This window comes from Niabella drilacis (genome assembly GCF_900101395.1).
In the GTDB taxonomy this organism is placed as follows: Bacteria; Bacteroidota; Bacteroidia; order Chitinophagales; family Chitinophagaceae; genus Niabella; species Niabella drilacis.
The window spans coordinates 139,557-159,969 of sequence record NZ_FMZO01000008.1; the positions used below are offsets into that span (position 1 = coordinate 139,557).

At 49.1% G+C, this 20,413-nt stretch carries 13 protein-coding genes; 5 read left to right on the forward strand and 8 right to left on the reverse strand.

Annotation, left to right across the window (positions count from 1 at the left end; all coding sequences use genetic code 11):
- Positions 1-74: 74 nt before the first annotated feature.
- Positions 75-1,727: a S8 family peptidase gene (locus BLS44_RS15130; protein ID WP_090391020.1), complete on the reverse strand. Its 1,653-nt coding sequence runs from the start codon at positions 1,725-1,727 to the stop codon at positions 75-77.
- A 376-nt stretch (positions 1,728-2,103) separates the two neighbouring features.
- Here BLS44_RS15130 and BLS44_RS15135 point away from each other — a divergent pair, with 376 nt between their 5' ends.
- Positions 2,104-3,180, forward strand: a complete 1,077-nt coding sequence (locus BLS44_RS15135; protein ID WP_090391022.1) for a Gfo/Idh/MocA family protein — start codon at positions 2,104-2,106, stop codon at positions 3,178-3,180.
- Positions 3,181-3,235: 55 nt separating this feature from the next.
- Here the strand turns inward: BLS44_RS15135 and BLS44_RS15140 are convergent, their stop codons facing one another.
- From BLS44_RS15140 to BLS44_RS15165, 5 genes are all read right to left on the reverse strand, one after another.
- The gene (locus BLS44_RS15140; protein ID WP_090391023.1) at positions 3,236-3,937 is read right to left on the reverse strand and encodes a hypothetical protein; all 702 of its coding nucleotides are present in this window, start codon (positions 3,935-3,937) and stop codon (positions 3,236-3,238) included.
- Positions 3,938-4,203: 266 nt separating this feature from the next.
- Positions 4,204-7,623 carry a DUF1080 domain-containing protein gene (locus tag BLS44_RS15145; protein WP_090391025.1) on the reverse strand — a complete coding sequence of 1,140 codons (3,420 nt, stop codon included), beginning with the start codon at positions 7,621-7,623 and terminating at the stop codon, positions 4,204-4,206.
- A gap of 97 nt (positions 7,624-7,720) precedes the next feature.
- Positions 7,721-8,974 (reverse strand): Gfo/Idh/MocA family oxidoreductase, encoded by a 1,254-nt coding sequence (locus BLS44_RS15150; protein WP_090391026.1) that lies wholly within the window; start codon positions 8,972-8,974, stop codon positions 7,721-7,723.
- A 520-nt stretch (positions 8,975-9,494) separates the two neighbouring features.
- Complete coding sequence (gene nagB, locus BLS44_RS15160) at positions 9,495-11,423, reverse strand: glucosamine-6-phosphate deaminase (protein ID WP_090391030.1); 1,929 nt, start codon at positions 11,421-11,423, stop codon at positions 9,495-9,497.
- Between the two features lie 45 nt (positions 11,424-11,468).
- The gene (locus BLS44_RS15165; RefSeq protein WP_090391144.1) at positions 11,469-13,103 is read right to left on the reverse strand and encodes a beta-N-acetylhexosaminidase; all 1,635 of its coding nucleotides are present in this window, start codon (positions 13,101-13,103) and stop codon (positions 11,469-11,471) included.
- 139 nt (positions 13,104-13,242) lie between these two features.
- On the opposite strand from BLS44_RS15165, the gene BLS44_RS15170 reads away from it, so the two are divergent.
- The 4 genes from BLS44_RS15170 (at position 13,243) to BLS44_RS15185 (ending at position 16,164) form a co-directional block, all read left to right on the forward strand.
- Positions 13,243-13,764: a nuclear transport factor 2 family protein gene (locus BLS44_RS15170; protein ID WP_090391145.1), complete on the forward strand. Its 522-nt coding sequence runs from the start codon at positions 13,243-13,245 to the stop codon at positions 13,762-13,764.
- A gap of 119 nt (positions 13,765-13,883) precedes the next feature.
- Entirely contained in the window at positions 13,884-14,903 is a 1,020-nt protein-coding gene (locus tag BLS44_RS15175; RefSeq protein ID WP_090391032.1) for an isoaspartyl peptidase/L-asparaginase family protein, read from the forward strand.
- A 149-nt stretch (positions 14,904-15,052) separates the two neighbouring features.
- On the forward strand, positions 15,053-15,796 hold the full coding sequence (locus BLS44_RS15180; RefSeq protein ID WP_090391033.1) for a copper homeostasis protein CutC: 744 nt from the start codon (positions 15,053-15,055) through the stop codon (positions 15,794-15,796).
- A 26-nt stretch (positions 15,797-15,822) separates the two neighbouring features.
- On the forward strand, positions 15,823-16,164 hold the full coding sequence (locus BLS44_RS15185) for a DMT family protein (protein WP_090391034.1): 342 nt from the start codon (positions 15,823-15,825) through the stop codon (positions 16,162-16,164).
- A 204-nt stretch (positions 16,165-16,368) separates the two neighbouring features.
- On the opposite strand, the gene BLS44_RS15190 is transcribed toward BLS44_RS15185, so the two are convergent.
- Positions 16,369-18,600, reverse strand: coding sequence for a sodium-translocating pyrophosphatase (locus tag BLS44_RS15190; RefSeq protein WP_090391036.1), 2,232 nt, complete (start codon positions 18,598-18,600; stop codon positions 16,369-16,371).
- Between the two features lie 255 nt (positions 18,601-18,855).
- A complete protein-coding gene (locus BLS44_RS15195) occupies positions 18,856-20,358 on the reverse strand; it encodes an NAD(P)H-hydrate dehydratase (protein WP_090391038.1) in 1,503 nt (500 codons plus the stop codon).
- Between the last annotated feature and the right edge of the window lie 55 nt (positions 20,359-20,413).

A 20,413-nucleotide genomic window follows, 5' to 3' on the forward strand; every position in this document is an offset into this window, starting at 1 on the left:
ACAATTTACCCTCTTTCCAGCAAAAGAGGCTGCCCCAAATATATGGAAACAGCCTCTTGCTTAACAAAATTTCTTTATTTGCGCTTTTTTGCCGCCGGTTTTAAAGCTTTATGATCGCTATTCCTGTAAGTATCTGCCAGTTTAACAGCTTCGTAGGCGTTAACGATACCTCCGGATACGGAGAGGTCTGAAAGCGAAACGGTTGCCTTTGTTTCAGGATTGATCACTTTCTCCGCCGGTTTTATAGCAGACCGTTCGATGATCTCTTTTACCTGCACAGCGCTCAGCTCCGGATAATAGCTCATGATCAGGGCTGCCAGGCCGGTAACCACGGGTGCTGCCATACTGGTGCCCTGCTGGTTGCCATAGACGTCTCCTTCCGGAAGGGTGGAGTAGATCAATACACCTGGCGCAAAAACATCAACTTCCCGTTTCCCATAATTGGAGAATTTTGCCACAAGCCCGCTTTTGGCATCGGGTCCGCTGGCGCCAACGGTAAGCCAGGTAGCGGGTCTGCTTTTATCCAGGTAATATGCAGAAGGAAAATTATAGGTGGTGTCGTTGTTCTCATTGTCATTTCCGGCGGCATGTACCAGCAACACCCCTTTGTCAACAGCGTATTTTACGGCATCATCCACCCATTTTTTCTCGGGGGAAAACCCCTTGCCAAAGCTCATATTGATCACGCGCGCGCCGTTGTCAACTGCATAACGGATCGCAAGTGCAATATCTTTGTCGTGCTCATCTCCGTTGGGCACGGTCCGTACGGCCATGATCTGCACATTATCTGCCACACCGTCCATTCCTTTTCCATTGTTCCGGGCGGCTCCGACTATCCCGGCCACATGTGTGCCATGCATGGAGGATTCGTCGTCAACGGTGAGGTTGTTATTGCCATAGTACCGGTCGTTAATGTCGTCATAGTTATCTTTCACCACTTCATCTCGGTAGGGCTCGGGTGCCCGTTTTTTATTGTTTATTTTTTCAACGTCTCCCCCTACAGTTTCTAACAGGTCTTTGTTCGTAAGGTCTTCGCTGTTATTGTCTTTGTTAAAAGAAATCAGGAAATCTTTGAACTGACTGGCATTATAGGTGGTAGCCCGGTAGGCAGAGAGATCTTTAAGCGTATACTTTTTCTTTTTCAGATCGATACGGATGATCTCATCGCCCATTTTCATCATCTTCAATGCTGTTTCCAGGAAAATGTCATCAGAGCCGTTTTCATCGGGTTTAAAAACATCGTTCTTTGCACGCAGCCAGATCTGGTATTGCTCCTGGTCTGCCTGGGGAATCCCGCTTTCACCCTTCCCATCAAATTTGCTTTTCCACTTCCAGTATATCCGGGCTGCTTCATAAGAGTCCTTTGTTACATTTTTCCCGTCCCTGGCACCGATAAAGTTCCATCCATGCACGTCGTCGATATAGCCGTTCTTGTCATCGTCAATGCCGTTACCGGGGATCTCGCCCTTGTTGGTCCAAAGCACGGGTCGGAGATCTTCATGGGTGGTGTCGATACCGGAATCAATGATCCCCGCAATAACCGGCTGGCTTTTTTTATTTTTCGACTTCAGGAAATCATAGGCCTTATCCAGGCTGATGCCATAGTACCCGTCCGTTTTCAGGTCTTTAAGGTGCCATCCTTTTGGAACATCAGATTGCCCGTATCCTGTCATCAGCAAAGCGCTGCCCAGTAAGGCCAACCCGGTTTTTCTTAACATTTTCATCATGTACTTTGGGTTTCGTGGTACAAAAGCTGCAAAATTAGCGGTTCTGCTTTTAAGATTATCTTAAAAGACGTTTCTTAAAAAACCCGAGCCGGTACCTTCTTATACGATGCCCTGTTATTTTTAAGCGTTGCACCATTGATTTTCTTTAAGTAAACTTTATCATTTTTAATTTGCTGCTGTATAAAACAGGGGAATAAGGTTTGCGGCTCTATTGACGATGGGTATTGGTCAACGCCATTTCATGCCTTACTGATCAAAGATAAAGTTATTGAAAATTACTGCAGGTGGTTGAAGATTATCCACTGATGGCTGTTGGTTTTTCGTTGATTTCCTGTAAGTTTGGGTATTTACCGGGAAATAAAATGAATGAAGTCATATGAGCAAAGAACGGATACGGGTGCTGGTTGCGGGCTGCGGAAATATGGGTAGCTCCCATGCTGCCGCTTATCACCAGATGGACGAATTTGAGATCTGCGGATTGGTGACGCGTGGCAACAGCAATGCGGTATTGAATCAGCAACTGGGTACAGATTACCCGCTTTATTCCGATTACTACGAGGCGCTGGCTGTTGCAAAGCCGGATGCAGTTTGCATTGCTACCTACCAGGATACGCACGAAGCTTATGCAATTGCGGCCCTGGAAGCGGGGTGCGATGTATTTATCGAAAAACCGCTGGCCGATTCTGTTGCCGGTGCCGTGCGCGTGGTAGATGCGGCAAAAAAAAATCATAAAAAGCTGGTGATCGGTTACATTCTGCGGCATCATCCCTCCTGGATCAAATTTATAGAACTGGCCTCAGGGCTGGGAAAGCCACTCGTTATGCGGATGAACCTCAACCAGCAGAGCAGCGGGCACGAATGGCAGGTGCATAAGAAATTCCTGTCGAATATGAGCCCTATTGTAGACTGTGGCGTACATTATATTGATGTGATGTGCCAGATGACCCGGTCCAAACCGGTACAGGTAACCGCGATAGGCGCCCGGCTTTCTGAGGAGGTGCCTGCGGATAATTACAATTACGGCCAGTTGCAGATCCGTTTTGAGGATGGATCTGTGGGCTGGTATGAGGCAGGGTGGGGGCCTATGATCAGCGAGACCGCTTTTTTTGTAAAAGATGTGATCGGACCCCAAGGTGCCGTTTCTATCGTGGCTAAAAATGCGGGCACGGCAGGTTCGTCATCAAATATTGACGCGCATACAAAGACGGAATCTATTTTATTGCACCATGCAGACATCGATGCCGGAGACCGGTTTACAAAGAAGGATGAGTGGATCGATATGCAGGATGAACCGGGGCACCAGGAGCTGTGTAACCGGCAACAACGTTATTTTTATAATGCTATTCTCAATGATACGGATCTTACCGATCATATGAATGATGCGGTGAACAGCCTGCGGATTGCCTTTGCCTGCGATGAGTCTGTAAAGACGGGGCAGGTAGTAAAGCTCTGATAAAAGAGGTGATTGGTGGAGGGAATAATTCCTTTCGTGCCGGTTTTTAAACAGGCTAAGCACAGTTGTTCGTTGCTCTTATTTCGGAGCGCTCCCGGTACCGGTATAAGAGCAGGTTAACAATACTCAGCAAGGCAACAATAGTAGTGATGGCAATGGCCGTATTGTTTTTTACGGAAACCGCTATTGAAACAACGATCATACAAAACAGGATAATGATTGATGCCAGCCCGGCGTTCGATGCCATAAAGCTGGGGTAGCGCACAATGCAGTGCCCGGGGCTGTGAAGGGAATTGTATTCCTTGATGTTTTTCCCGATCTCCAGGATCAGTTTTGCTGTTTCTAACGTAAATCCTTTTACCTGGCTTTTTGTTGCCAGTAAAAAAGAAGCTTTTGTACCGTTAGTATAGTAAAATACCAGGCGATCCGCATAGAGATTAAAAGGGTGCAGGGTATAGCCCTTTAGTGAAGAGAACTGCACTTCCCTGCTTTGTATAATGCCTCCGTTCTTGTTTAAGTACCCGATGGAAAGGGCCTGGTGATTGCATTCAACTTTGATGGGCTTGCCAAAATGGTCCGCAAAGAAAAGGCCTGTAAAGGCGAGTGCCACCAGCCCTATGCCTGCCAGCACAACAAACACTCTCATAAGAAACAGCTCATGGTGTTGCTGAAAGTAGTATCCCGCTCCTAAAACAGGAATGAAGAAGGCCATTGCAATCCACCCGATCAGTGGCCTCTTGGTTATGTAGCTGATCATACCGTTTGTGGTTTCAGGATATAAATATAGCTGAATGCAATCAATCTCCAATACCTTGTACGGGTTGGGGAAAGCGAGCGCCCGGGTAACCCTGATGCCGCAGCGACCAGCTTCAAAAAAAGAGCCGGTATCAAAAGTTTTTTGAAGATCTCAAAAATCGCGGGTATTTGATTGGCTACTCTATCGCTTTGCGGAATAAAAAGAGGTTGCCTGTTTTTATTCGGCAACCTCTTTTACGATCGTCATTCACTACTGACTTCTCGTCACTATTTCTTACCCATATCTTTTATTCTCAGGTTCCGGAACTTCACAAAGGACCCGTGCCCCAGGAATCCGATATGCCCTGTTTTGTTCAGCAATCCCGGGTGCTTTTTATGATCCGGAGTTTCCGTGTTGTTTTTGCTGGCTTTGGCAATATCTCCGTCTACAATGGTTTTCCCGTTCAGGATCACCGTGATCCGGTTGCCTACAGCTCTTACTTCCTCGTAGTTCCACTCACCTACCGGCTTTAGATAGCCTCTTAGTGCGGGTATGATACCATAAACAGAGCCATGATACTGGTAAGGCTGGAGGTCTTTATAAATGGGAGCTTCGTTATCCAGTATCTGCAGCTCCATGCCTTCGTAGGCGGCGTCGCCGGTTAATGGTGCGCGGATCCCCAGGCCATTGTTGGCTCCTGGTGTAAGCTGGAACTCAAAGCGCATCACAAAGTCACCGTACTCCTTTTCGGTATATACATTGTGATTGGCGCCTTCCGGAACCGGTATGCTGGGGTCACATACGATAGCACCTTCCTGGGCAAAATAGCCTTCCGTGTTGCCGGTCCAGCCCTTCATATCCACTCCGTTGAACAAGGGTACAAAGCCTTCTTTCTTCTCCTGGTTGCTCAGCACATAGGGCTGGGGCCGGGGAATTTCGCGTACATATACATCGCGGAATTCGAGGCGGGTGCCGTGTGCCTGCAGCTCAATGGCTTCCTTTTCAAAAATGGGGATCTTACGGTCCCAGTAGTTTTCCAGCACCACGTTGTTGGTCACCAGCTGGCCGTTCAGGTAAACCGTAACCTTGTTGCCTGCCATCTTTATGCGGAAGGTATTCCATTCATTGATGGGGTTATCGGCAAAAAGCAGCGGGGTGCTCCGGTTTTTCTGGTTATTGTACAGGCCGCCGGAGCCAACCTGAGCGCCTACGTCAGTACGGGAGGGGTCCCAGGTCTGCACCTGTGGAGAACCTCTTAAGTATACGCCTCCATCGCCCTTGGCTTCCATTCTCCAGTCAACAAACAATTCGAAATCCTCATATTTTTTTGTTGAAACAAGATTGTCATAACCTTTGCCATCAAATACCAGTACCCCATTTTCTACCCGCCAGTCCTTACGCATTTGTTCATCTGCTTTCTTTTGTGCTTCGGCCAGTTTTTCGGGCGACATTTTTGCCCGGGCAATCGGGTTTTCTACCAGGCCTTTCCAGCCGGCAAGATCCTTGCCATTAAACATGGATACATAGCCTGGCTCTTTTGGAAGGCCGGCCAGTTGTTTTACCCATGCTGCTTTCTGATAGGAGGCTTCACCATCCCTGTTCAGCGAAATGGCTTTGTTTACGATGTCTTCCACCAGCGGTCCATAGAGGTCCGTATGATCGGTGACGATGGATAGTACCGCCTGCACTGCTGCCTGTTGTAAAGCGGCGTCATCCAGGTACCGGGATACAAAAACAAGGGAGAGCAGGGAGCTGTTATTGGCAATCCCTCTCAGGATATTTGTTTTCTGCCCGTTGCCTGTTGCCAGGTCCATGGCTTTACGGAACATCAGTATCTTTTGATCCACCGGGTTTTTGGACCGGTTGATACCGGCGATAAAACTATTCAGTGCATCATTTTTGAACGAAGCATTCGCAGGATCTTTGGCAATAGTATACAGGGCGTCCAGCGCAGTAAAATCGCTCCAGGACGCCAGTGCTTTCAATGCTGCCGCCTTTTGATCCTGGCCCCCGGTATTAAAGTCGCTTTGTACCACATCCAGGGCCTCTTTGCCGCCAATAGCTCCCAATACTGAGTAGTAGTGGGTTTTATTGCCGCCCGCATTACTCATCAACTCTTTTACAGCGGCTACCTGCTCGGCCTTTGTCTTTTTTTCTTTAATAGCGGCGAACAGCGATTGTTGTAGCGCGTCGGTCTCTTCCGTATTGGAGGCGTTGTTTAACAGGCCGGCGATCTTTGCTTCGTCACCCGAAGATGCAACATAAGGCAGCACCTTTATCGCAGCAAGGCGTACGGCGGCATCCGTATTGGCAGCGTCTGCAAAAACAGCAGCAGCATATTTTTCGCCACCGCGGCGGGCTACAATGTCCAGCAATGCCGTGCGCGCGGCTCCGGAAGTCTGGGGCAGCAGGGTGGCTGCCTGGCTGGCAACATCTGCACCCTTAATGGTCATCAGCGCATTTTTAGCCGCATCCGCAACAGATGCATCGCCGGTTTTAATGAGATTCAGCAGTGGCGCAATGGCCTTGCCTTCACCCGCAGCTGCAATGGCTGCAATGGCAGCCAGTTTTACCTTGCTGTTGCCGGATCCTAAAAAGCTGGTGAGCAGCGGTAATGCCGATTGATCTTTATGTGCTCCGAATACGTATAACAGGTCGGCCTGCTGATCAGGATCGCTGGTCTTCTTAACGGCATCCTGTATTTGTGCAGCAGTTTGGGCATTATAGGATTGCTCCAGCAATGCAACGGCGGCAGCCCGGTATTGTTTATTACCGGAAGAAAGTGCCGAAAGCAGTTCGGGGCGGGTATTTTCGCCACCTGCTTTATAAAGCAGGCCCAGGGCCGCGTTCCGGAACTGGCCCGGAAGATCATTCATGGCCAGCAGCTCACGGGCTGTTTTTTCTGCGGCTGCTTTGCCGGACCCTTCTGCAGTATTATAAAGGTAACGCAGGTAGGAGTTAACGGTATTGGAAGCTTCTGCTTTATAGTTTACTTTTTGGGCAGCTGCTTTAAAGAGCGCAGCGGATTGCGGATCGCCGATCACGGCAAGGGAATACAGTAATACTTTTTGTGCATTTACATCCCGGAGGGACGGGTAAAGCTGCTGCAGCTTTTTGGCGGCGGGAGCATACTTTATATCGCCCAGTGCTTTGATCAAAGTGATCTGCTGGCTGCCTTTTGCGCCAGACAGGGCGTACAACAATGCGTTGGCAGCTGTTGTTGTATTTACCCGTACCAGTACCCGGGCGGCGGGGTCGCTGAGCCGTTTGTTAAGCAGGTAGCTTTTTACTACGGGCACTACTTCGTCCCCGGCTACGTATTGCAGTTCCTGCAGCAGGAAGTCTTTCACTTCTTCACTTTTGGCGGTTTTTAACCCATTGGTGAGTGCCAGCGCTGCGCTGCGTTGTGCAGCACGGTCGGTTCCTTTTCCAAGGTATTTTACCAGGCCGCTGATGGCATAGCGGGCAGCTTCATCGGTGCGTTTGCCCGGAGGCTGAACGGCCGCAATGATCTTGCGATAGCCCGGCTCGCCGATACTGATCAGCTCTTTGATAGCTGCATCCAGTGCCGGCGAACTTTGCGGCGGTAATTTCATCAGGAGATCGGCCACTTTTGTTTCAGTGGTCCTTACATCTGTTTTTTGCTGGGCAGGGGCAATACCCGCCAACAGAAGGAATATAAAAGTTAGTATTGTAAATCTTTTCATGTGTATATTTTTATTGCATTTTGGCCCCCGAACCTTCGGGGAAATTTCGCATAAAAATTTTTATGCTCCATTTCATCGTCTGTTTTTTAAGGGATCATCAAATGGACCAGGGACCACGCATGGGTTGGTGAATGAGTGCGTTGGCTGCAGCATCGTTTATGAATTCCAGTTTTACCGGATCAAATTCCAGCGAACGCCCCAGCCGTACGGCTGTTATGGCCAGGTTCACCATGGTAGAGGAACGGAAGCCATTGTCTTCATTCAGGGCAAATTTCTGACGGGTTTTTACTGCCTGCGCAAAGTCGATCAATTGTGGTTCGGGGTCGGGCAGTGCCGCCAGCTTTTTGTCCAGGTCAGGGATCGTTGTACGGAACCCGTTAAACACTTTTCCTTTGGGACCTTCTATATAGGCGGCGTTGGTGTCGCGGTTTTCGCCATCCAGGATGATCTTGCAGCCATCTTCATAAGTTAGTTCAATGCGCTTCCAGGTACCTGCAGCATCCGGGTCCTGTTCAGGAGCATCTACGTCAATGCGTACCGGGCTGGTATGATCTTTCCCTAAGAAATATTGTACCGGGTCGAGGTAGTGTTGCCCCATATCACCCAGTCCGCCACCATCATAGTCCCAGTAACCACGGAAGGTCTGGTGTACCCGGTGGGGATTATAGGGTTTAAAAGGTGCGGGGCCCAGCCAGAAGTCATAATCCAGCTCCTGGGGCACGGGCTGCACATCGAGGGAGGTCTTTCCCACCCAGAAGAATTTCCAGTTAAACCCGGTGGCCGCATTTACGGTTACTTTTAAAGGCCACCCCAGCATACCGCTCTCCACCAGTTTTTTGATCGGCTTTACCGTGGTATTCATCCCGTAGAAATTATCTTTAAAACGGAACCAGGTATTGAGCCGGAACATGCGTTCATTTTGCTGGATCACTTCCCGCACCCGTTTACCTTCGCCGATAGTGCGCGTCATGGGTTTTTCGCACCATACATCCTTACCGGCATTGGCCGCATCAACACTCATAATACCATGCCAGTGCGGGGGGGTGGCAATATGCACAATGTCGATGGCAGGGTCCTGCAACAGCTCCCGGTAATCGTGATAGGTCCTGGTTCCCTTCGGGGATTTGTCCAGCGCCTGGGCCAGGTGCTTTTTATCGACATCACAAATAGCAACCAGGCGTGCGCCGGGGTAGCCAATATGGCCCTGCCCCATAGATCCTACACCAATGATCGCCTTGGTCAGCTGGTCGCTGGGCGCTATATGCCGGGGACCTCCCAGTACATAGGACGGAACAATCGTAAATGCCGCAAAGGATGCAGCACTGTTCTTGATAAATTTTCTGCGGTTCATATGAATGTTTAATGGCTTTAAGAAGTTAGTAAACCGTTAATGCTGGTGCTAAAGATAAGCCGGCCAATTAAATAACTAAAATAATCAGGCTTGTTTTTTTGAATCTTTTTAATAAAGAAACGAGTTGTGTAAAAATTATTGTATCATTTGGGGTTCTTTATTAAAAAAATAAAAAAAGATCTGCTGCCCCGGAAAACCTGTTTGTTCGGGTTCTATGATGCCGGGGGAGGCTGAAGAGGCCCTTCGCGGCACGTGGATAAATGTGCACGTTGTATCGAAAGGCAGACCGGTTTTTTCCTAAACGGATCGCCGGTAGCCTGCATGCGCTGCCAGTTGCTGTGCGGCGCGATCCCCGTTGATCTGCATGCCCTAACAGCGCGGCCGGCCAGGAGACCCAAAAGAAAAACATCGGGATGGATCAGCCACCCTTCTATTAATGGCAATGCCCCGAGGCGTTATTGCCGCATAAAAAAACATCCGCGGGGAGCGGATGTTTTTATTGAATTATAATCGTTGCTTATTAATAATGCCAGCGCACAAACGCTTCCATAGCGGCATAGTGTGTCAGGCCCAGGTCGGCGTAAATACCAGCCGTATTGGCGTTCCGCTCTTCTGCACGCTGCCAGAACTCGCGGTTGTCTGATCCCTGGAAGGGCACCATATCTTTCTGCGACTGGTGAATAAAGATGCCGAAACGTTTTTTCAATACCTGCTCCGGGCTCATCGGGATGGCCATTTCAATATCTTCAATATTCCATTCCTGCCATGCGCCTTTATACAGCCACAACCAGCAATCATTGATCCATTCATCGCCTTCTTCGCGGAGTCTTTGCAGGGCAGCTACCACGGCATTAAAGCATACAAGGTGTGTACCATGCGGATCGGCAAAATCGCCTGCACAATAGATCTGGTGCGGCTTTAGTTCGCGCAGTAATTCCATGGTGATCCTGACGTCTTTTTCTCCGAGGGGCTTCTTTTCGATGGTCCCTGTTTCATAAAAAGGCAGGTTCATGAAATGGATATTGCTATCCGGAATTCCTACATAACGGCAGGTAGCGCTGGCTTCCCCGCGACGGATCAGCCCTTTTATTTCGCGGATGGTGGGAGTATCGATCTGGTTGGGTTTTTTACCGGCCACATATTTGCGTGTTTGGGCAAGGATCTTGGCGGGTTTATCGGAATCGATCTTTGCAATGGTATTAAAACCAACGGCAAAATCCAGGAAGCGGGTTACAAACTCGTCGGTTACGGCGATATTACCGGAGGTCTGGTAGCCCACATGCACATCATGCCCCTGGTCGTGCAGGCGCTGAAAAGTGCCCCCCATGCTGATGATGTCATCATCCGGGTGGGGGGAGAAGATCAATACCCGTTTGGGATAAGGTACGGAGCGTTCCGGGTGCGAGGGGATCACCGCGTTGGGTTTTCCGCCGGGCCAGCCGGTAATGCTGTCGCGCAGCATATAATATACCTCCAGGTTGATCTCGTAAGCATTGCCTTTTTCCACCAGCAGGTCGCTTAATCCGTATTCATTATAATCTTCATTAGTGAGGGAGAGCACGGGCTTTTTGAGTTGCAGGGCCATATGCACCACTGCTTTTTTGATCAGCCGGGGTGTCCACTCCACATCCCCGGTAAGCCAGGGCGATTTCAGCCGCGTGAGCTCGGAAGCTGCCGGCTCATCTACAATAAACGTTACATTGGGGTGGCCCTGCAGCAGGGATGCCGGTACGTGTTCGGTTTCATCCTCTTCCACAGCAGCTTTTACGGCCTTGGCCTTGCCGGCGCCCCAGGCCATCAGGATGATCTGTTTGGACTTTAATATGGTACTGATCCCCATGGTAATGGCCATGCGGGGAACTTCTGAAATGTTGGCGAATTCGTAGGAGTTGGCGATCCGGGTAGAATTGTCCAGGTTGATCAGGCGGGTCTTTGTATGGATGCCGGACCCGGGTTCGTTAAAGCCGATATGGCCGTTGTTGCCGATCCCCAGGATCTGGAGGTCGATGCCCCCGGCCTTGTCGATCAATTGCTCGTACGCCGTACATGCAGCCTTCACATCTTCTTTTTTCACTTCCCCGTCCGGGATATGGATATTCTTGGGATTGATATCGACGTGGTCAAACAAATGCGTTTGCATAAAGCGGTTGTAGCTCTGGATAGCCTCTTTGCTGATGGGATAGTATTCGTCCAGGTTGAAGGTGACCACATTTTTGAAGCTCAGCTTTTCTTCTTTGTGCATCCGCACCAGCTCGGCGTACAACGTTTTGGGGCTGGACCCGGTAGCCAGGCCAAGTACACATTTTTGTTTTAATTTTTGCTTTTGGCGGATCAGGCCGGCAATGGTTTTGGCAATAGCCAGTGAACCTGCCTTCAGATCCGGTACGATCTGCACCTCAACTTTTTCCAATGTATCCAGGCTTTGTTTAGCAGTTTGTGACTTAGGCATTTTATATTATTTTATTTTTTGTAAATAGGGTGGATTGATGGCGGGTTACTTTCCAAAATAGTTGGCGCCCCAAAGGTCATACCGTTTCTTCTGGGTTTCCAGCCGTTTTTTAAAATCATCATAATTGCGGTCCTGAACAGGCTTCCATAAGGCTTCGCTTAAGGCACTCATCCTGGGAAACAGCATGTACTCCGCTTTTTTGGGGTTACTGATGTATTCGGTCCAAAGATTTGCCTGTCCGCCCCAGATAAGGGGGCGCTCATCGGCAGTAAGGCTATCCGGTACCACTTTCCAGTTGTATACTTTTTCAATGGGCAAAGAGCTCCGGTTATTGGTAATGGTGACAGAATCCTCTTTGGGTGATTGCTGGTAGTCGAAATATACATAATTATTCGGGGTCATGATCACCTGGTGTTTCTGGCGTGCTGCAGTAATTCCGCCTTTTTCGCCTCTCCAGCTCATCACTGTAGCATTGGGGGCCAGGCCGCCTTCCAGGATCTCATCCCAGCCAATAATGTTTTTGCCTTTGGAGTTGATGAATTTTTCCATCCGCTGGATGAAATAGCTTTGCAGGTAATGTTCCGGGCTGTGTTCTTTGTTGCCTTTGATACCCAGCTCCTGGATCCGTTTCTGGCACAACGGGCATTTTTCCCAGTTCTTCTTGGGGCACTCATCACCCCCGATATGTACATATTTGGAGGGAAACAGCGGTAATACTTCGTTCAGCACGTCTTCCAGGAATTTAAAAGTGCTTTCTTTACCGGCGCAGAACACATCTTCATATACGCCCCAGGCCTGCTGTACCTGTTTTCCGGCTTTATCACCGGACCATGTACTCTGTTTGGGGAAATAGTCAAATGTGGGCTTATCCGGAAAACAGCTCAAATAAGGATAGGCTGCAATAGCGCCGCCGCCATGCCCCGGCATTTCTATTTCAGGAATTACGGTAATATATCGTTTAGCGGCATAGGCTACGATGTCCTTCACCTCTGCCTGGGTATAAAAACCTCCATAGCGTTTGTTGTCGTTTCCTTTGCCGGGGAAATTGCCAACAATGGTGCCGTTACGCCAGGCGCCTACTTCCGTAAGCCGGGGGTATTTTTTTATTTCGATCCTCCAGCCCTGGTCTTCTGTAAGATGCCAGTGGAAATAGTTCATTTTGTGAAGGGCAATATAGTCGATGTATTTTTTTACGAAATCCACCGGGAAGTAGTGACGGCCTACATCCAGCATCAGCCCCCTGTAGGCCACGTCCGGCGCATCAGTGATGGACACGGCGGGGATGGAGAGCGTGTTGCTTTTTTCTACAGGCAGCAGTTGTATTAAAGACTGGGTTCCGTAAAAGGTACCAGCTGCCGAGTTGCCCGAAATCCGGATGGAAGCGGGTGTGGCTTCCAGGGTATAACCGTCACCGGAGGCAGACTTTGTCATTAACAGGATGCCTTTTGATCCTTTGGAAACCACCGGCAGGGAAAAGCCGTAATAGGATTTGAGGTAGGTATTCAACAGCGCTGCAATGTTCTTATCATCTTTTGATGGGGCCACAACCGGGGTGGTACGGCTGAGGATAAAGGATCCGCTTTTCACAACAACAGACTTGGGTTGCGGGATAATACTGATTTCCTGGGACCGGAGGCTCAACATCGTAAGACAAGCAACGAAACATAAAATGACACGCATAATGAATGATTGGGTTTTGTGCGCCAAGTTAAGGATTTTTTGAGTTAGAAATTAAGAAGGTGCAATGCAAACGATTGTCTTATTTTCGCGGTTAACAGGGACCGTATATATTATAATTTACAGGAGTTTTTATACAGGGATGACGAATATTGAAATTATCGAATCTTTTTTTACAGCCTTTGGAAACCGGAACCACCAGGCCATGAATGCGCTGTATAGTGATGATATTGTTTACAGCGACCCGCTTTTTGGAATGTTAGAGGGGCAGCAGGTTATGGATAAATGGGAGATGATCTGCAGGGATATCCGGGATTTTCGGTTAACCGTTATAAAAAGCGAGGAGATTGACCACGAATATGCTACCTGCCAGTGGAAGGCAACCTGGTATTCGTCCCGCTCAAAGAAACAGATCGTTTTTGATGCCAAATCATTTATGCGTTTCGGAGGGGGAAAGATCATAGAACACAGCGATGGATTTAGCCTGACCAAATGGATCGCCCAGGCCTACGGGTTAAGAGGTCAGTTTTTTGGCTGGCTTAATTTTATGAAACGGAAGGTACAGCGGGAATACCGCGGGCGGCTGGAGCGGTTTTCTGTATCCAAACCGCTGTTTGCAACGGGCGATAAACGTACCTATCTTTCTGATTCTTTTGATCAATAGGAGGTTTCAGGTTTTACGTTAGATCCGTTTCTGTTTCAGTTTAACATTTCCATATTTTCACTTCTTCAAATTTTCCGGAGAATGCACGGGAATGTTTAATTTCGAAAAAAAATAGATATATGATCAACAGGAAGCGTTTTCTTCAGCTCGGACTGCTGTCGGGAGTAACATCGTTATTACTGAAAAACGGCCGTGGACAGGTGGTAACCCAGAATGGCCCGGTTGTGATATCTACCTGGGATGCGGGACTGGCAGCCAATAAAGGTGCCTGGGATATCCTGTCGCGCGGGGGAACAGCACTGGATGCGGTGGAGAACGGCGTTAAAATAACGGAAGCATCGCAGAACTGTTGTGTGGGATTGGGGGCCAACCCTGACCGGGAGGGGATTGTTACACTGGATGCCAGTATTATGGATCACCAGTTCAACTGCGGTAGCGTGGGATTTTTAGAGCGGATCAAACATCCCATTTCTGTGGCCCGCCGGGTGATGGAAAAAACGCCGCATGTAATGCTGGTAGGCAGCGGTGCCCAGCAGTTTGCGGTGGAAGAAGGGTTCCCCTTAGAGCCGCAGGTACTGTCGGCCGATGCACAGAACGCCTATAAAAAATGGCTGGAGCATTCAAAATATGAACCGGCGATCAACCGCGAAAATAAAGGCCACGGCCCTTTTGCACCGCAGCGGTTCGATAATGGCGAATGGAATCATGATACCATCGGGATGCTGGCCATGGACGCAAAAGGAAACCTCAGCGGCAGCTGTACCACCAGTGGCATGGGCTTTAAAATGCGTGGCCGGCTGGGTGATTCGCCCATCATTGGGGCCGGGCTGTTTGTTGATAACGAAGTGGGCGCCTGTGTGGCTACGGGACAGGGCGAAGATGTGATCCGGGTGGCCGGCTCGCACAGCGTGGTGGAAATGATGCGTCAGGGATATGGACCTGAAGTGGCCTGCCGGAAAATCATTGAGCGTATTGTAAAGATCAAGAAAGCGGATGCGCAGAAAATACAGGTGGCTTTTATTGCCATTAACAAAAACGGGATCGTAGGCTCTTATGCCATACACAAAGGGTTTAACTATGCCATTAAGACAAAAATAAAAGAAACCCTTGTTGACTCGAATTATCATTTTACCTCCTGATAATAAACGACCCTGGTTAAATCAGACCGGCAACATCCCACTAACAACATCCCACTAACAACATCCCACTAACAACGTCTCACTAACAACATCTCACTAACAACATCTTACTAACAACATTTTACTAACAACATCTCACTAAAAAGCATATGCCACATATATATAATGAATGCACCATCGAGATCGCTACCACGGATTTTGAATCGACAAAGAATGCTGTGGCGGGAGGGGCCGACCGGATTGAGCTTTGTGCCAACCTGGGTGAGGGGGGAACTACCCAGTCTTACGGGGTGATCAAAACCTGCCGGGAAAAATTTGACGTCCCGATTTACCCGATCATCCGGGTAAGAGGGGGCGATTTTTTGTACAGCGAAGATGAGTTTGAATGCATGCTGGCGGATGCCGTTAATTGTAAAAAGCTGGATTGTGACGGTGTGGTGACCGGCTTTCTGAGAGCGAATGGTGAAATAGATGTAGAACGTACCGCCCGGGTTGTTGAAGCGGTTTACCCGCTGGGAGTTACCTTTCACAGGGCATTTGACCGGTGTAAGGATCCATTATCAGCGTTAGAACAGATCATTAATACGGGTTGTGAGCGGATCCTCACCAGCGGGCAGGAACTAACGGCCATACAGGGGGCTCCCCTGATCCGCCAGCTCAATGAGCAGGCTGCCGGGCGGATCATCATTATGCCGGGAAGCGGTGTGCGGGCAGATAATGTAAGGGCGCTGGCTGCTGCTACCAGCTGTACCCAGTTTCACAGTTCGCTCAGGGAAATGATTCCTTCAAAAATGAAATTCAATACACCCGCATTTGCCAACGATGCAGAAAGCATCCGGCATTCGGGGATCGATCCCCTGGCGGTTGCTGCTTTTAAAAAAGCACTGAACTAAACTTAAACCCGCCTATTATCACAATTATGATTTACAGAACCATCCTATTGCTGATCTGCTCCAATGTTTTTATGACACTGGCCTGGTACCATCATCTGAAGAATGAGAACTGGCCATTGTGGAAGGCGATTTTGCTAAGCTGGCTGATCGCATTTTTTGAATACTGCCTGGCCGTGCCGGCCAACCGTATCGGGCAGAAAGCAGGCGTAAACCTGTTCCAGCTGAAGATCACACAGGAGGTCATCACACTGGGGGTGTTCACCATCTATGCCGTGGCCTTTGCCAATAATGCCTTTCACTGGAAATACCTGGTGAGTTTTCTATTGATGATCGGCGCGGTATATTTCGTATTTGCGGATATTAAATAGTTAATAAGGTACAGAGATCGCGTTATGCCACCGAAGCTCTGAGAAACACAGGTTTTTGATTCCCCTTCTGGCAAAAGCCTTTATTTCTGAACGATCCGCTGGGTTCATTTAAAAAGCCAGGATGTTCAGTGCTCAAGTGGCTACCGGAAATAAAAAAGGTTGCTCCGGACAGAAGCAACCCTGAAATATGTTTAGCTATTGCCGTTACTTTGAAACGCTGCTGAAATGCGCGGCAATCCTGCCCGTGGCTGTAACGGCGTTTTTGGTTACCTCCTGTTTAACAGGTGTGGGTTGTTTGGCTACATTCCCCTCTACCTGCGCCAGGGTGGGAGCAATAACCAGTGACACAATCGACATTAACTTGATAAGGATATTCATAGACGGACCTGAAGTATCTTTAAACGGATCACCCACCGTATCTCCGGTTACGGATGCCTTGTGCGGATCTGATTTTTTGTGGAACATTTCTCCATTGATCTCTACACCTTTTTCAAATGATTTTTTAGCATTGTCCCAGGCCCCGCCGGAATTATTCTGGAACATACCCAGCAATACACCGGATACGGTGGCACCTGCCAGGAACCCGCCCAGGGCTTCTGCACCAAATCCGGGCAAAAAGCCGATGATAATGGGGGAGACGATGGCAATGGCACCGGGCACCACCATCTTTTTAAGAGATGCTTCTGTAGAAATAGCTACGCATTTATCGTACTCGGGGGTTGCTGTACCTTCCATGATTCCGGGAATGGTACGGAACTGCCGTCTTACTTCTTCTACCATGGCCATAGCCGCTTCACCTACCGCCCGGATGGCCAGCGCCGAAAAAATAAAAGGGATCATGGCGCCCAGGAAAAGGCTGGCCAGTACATTGGCTTTATAAATATCGATACCCTTAATACCCGCTACGCCAACAAAGGCTGCAAATAATGCCAGGGCGGTTAATGCAGCTGAAGCGATGGCAAAGCCCTTACCGGTTGCGGCTGTGGTATTGCCCACCGCATCCAGTACGTCGGTCTTTTCCCTTACCTCTTTAGGCAGTTCGCTCATTTCGGCAATACCGCCGGCATTGTCGGCGATAGGACCAAAGGCGTCGATAGCCAGCTGCATGGCCGTAGTGGCCATCATGGCAGCGGCTGCAATGGATACACCATATAAACCGGCACATTTATAAGAGGCCACAATACCTGCTGCTAAAACGAGGATAGGCAGAAATGTGGATTCCATGCCTACAGCCAGTCCGCCGATCACATTGGTGGCATGCCCGGTGGACGATTTTTTAATAATTGAGTTCACCGGACGCTTGTCCATCGCTGTATAGTATTCGGTGATAATGGTCATTAAAGCACCTACAGCCAGTCCTACCACGATGGCGCCCAGTACCCCGGTCTTTGTAAATACAAAGCCGCGCAATTCCATTTGCTCCGGCAGGATCCAGTATACCAATCCGGCTGACGCAAGTGCGGTTAAGATAATAGAACCCCAGTTACCCATGTTCAGGGCTTTCTGAACAGTGTGGGTACTGATGCCTGCATTTTCGCTGATCTTGACAAAAAAGGTTCCGATAATGGAAAATAAAATACCGATCCCGGCAATGAGCATCGGCAGTACTATGGGGGAGTAGCCTCCCAGGAAATCGGCTCCATCTGCCACATTGATCTGCTGTCCGAGAACGATCGTGGCCAGTACGGTAGCTACATAGGATCCAAAGAGGTCGGCACCCATGCCGGCTACATCGCCCACATTATCGCCTACATTGTCGGCAATGGTGGCCGGGTTGCGGGGATCATCTTCGGGGATGCCTTTTTCTACCTTACCTACCAGGTCGGCACCTACATCGGCAGCCTTGGTATAAATACCACCTCCTACACGGGCAAATAAGGCAATGGATTCTGCTCCCAGGGAAAACCCGGTCAGTACCTCAATCGTGGTCAGCATTTCTGAAGAGTTCAGATCGGCATCAGGAGCAAAAAAGTGTTTCAGAAGAATGTATAAGCCACCCAGGCCCAGTACCGCCAGTCCGGCTACGCCCACTCCCATAACAGCTCCGCCGCCAAAGGAAACGTTCAGGGCCTTACGCAGGCTGCTTCTGGCAGCATTGGCGGTACGCACATTGGCAAATGTGGCCGCCCGCATTCCGATATAACCGGCAACCGCGCTTAATACGGCTCCAATGACAAAGGAAACGGAAATCATCCAGTGGGAGTGGGGGTTGGCATTGGCCAGTACACCCAGTAAAATGGCAACGATTACCACAAAATAGGCAAGGATCTTCCATTCGGCCTTTAAAAAAGCCATAGCACCCTCGGCAATGTGGTTGCTGATCTCTTTCATTCTTGGTGTTCCTGCATCCTGTTTAACAACCCATCGGAATTTTATTAAAGTGTAAATGAGGCCGATGATGGCCATGAGAGGTACTAAATAGATCAGATGTTGCATATAAATTTTTCTACATTAATATATTATAAAGGCATAAGCAAGGCTGCAAATATAAGTGTTGCATTCAATAAGTGAAGGGTTATTTTTAAGGCTGCAATTAGCAAATTATTGAAGCAGTAACGGTTTTTATTTAAACTTTTAAATCATTTATAAAGGTTTTTTGAAAGCTATGAAAAAGATGGAGCAAGTAGGTGTATTCCGGCAAAATGCCCGGGCCTGGTTTTTGATTGCGGGAGCCCCTTTAAGGATCATTTATTACAACAATTGCTGAAAGGCGCTTCCGATATTTTCGATGATATCCGTGGCGGTCATCGCTTCCATACCCCGGGCTCCGGCTGCAAGATCCCCGGCAAGTCCATGCAGGAAAACACCCATAATGGCAGCTTCCTTGGAGGAGTAGCCCTGGGCCAGCAGTCCTGTAAGCATCCCGGTTAATACATCCCCGCTGCCTCCCTTGGCCATCCCGGCGTTTCCCGTTATATTAAAGAAGCCGGTCCCGTCCGGAAGGGCAACCAGCGTGTGGTGCCCTTTTAAAATTATTATAACATTCAATTCCATTGATTTAGATATGGCTATCTCCATTTTTTTAAAATCATTATCCTGTTCTCCAAAAAGACGGGAAAATTCCCTGGGATGGGGTGTAAGGATACTACCCGGGGGCAGGTGGTTTAAAAGACCGGGGCTCCCTGCAATGATATTCAGGGCGTCTGCGTCCAGCACCAGCTTTAGCGCCTCATGTTCCAGCAGTCCCCTGAGGAAAAATTTTGTTTTGACACCGGTGCCGATCCCGGGTCCGATCCCTGTAGCAGAAAACAGCTCCGGCGTATAACCAAGGGTGGCTATATGATCCGCTTCGGGGTCCGGGAATACCATGGCTTCCGGTGCCGCGGTTTGTAGTATGGAAACGCTTCTGTCGGGTACATGGGCTGTTACCAGTCCTGCCCCGGTCCTCAAACAGGCCCGGGTACTCAGTATGGCGGCGCCTGTTTTTCCATAAGCTCCGGCAATGATCAGCGCATGACCGAAATTGCCCTTGTGTGCAAAGGCGGTACGGGGCCGGTAAATGCGCCGGGCCATTGATTGATTGATGATGTAAAAAGGGGTATCAACAAGGTCCGGGTAGGAGGGATGGAGGTTGATATCGATGAGGTGGACCTGTCCGAAGAAGACGGCATTCTCTGCAATAAGAAAAGCCATTTTCAGTACCTGGAAGGTGAGCGTGTGCCTTGCCCGGATGATACTGTGGCCACGGGAGGATTGATCACAGAAGAGGCCGCTGGGTATATCAATAGATATTACCGGAGCACCGGCATTATTCAAATGGTCAATGAGTTGGGCCGCCAGTCCTGTTAATCCCCGGTTCAGCCCTGTGCCAAAAAGCGCATCGATCAGTATGCATTCTTCCGGTATGACCGGCAGGTCTTTTTCTGACCGGACCTGGTAAATGGGAATAGCCGACAGGTGATGCAGGATCCGGAAGTTGGAAATGTAGTCGTCCGAACCCTTGGCATCCGACTCCAGGATAAACACTTTAATGGCCCTGCCCGCGTTATAAAGCAGACGGGCAATGGCCAGGCCATCGCCCCCATTATTTCCTTTTCCGCAAAAAATATAATAGGTGCCGGCAAGCGTATTCTGCAACAGCCAGCGGGTGCAGGCATTCGCCGCCCGCTCCATCAGTTCCAATGAAACAATGGGCTCATTTTTAATGGTAAATTCATCCCACTGCCTTATTTGTGTTGCACTCAGTAACTTCATGGCTGATTCTAAAGATAGGAATCTTTAAATAAAAATGCGGGGTAAAGAACCCCGC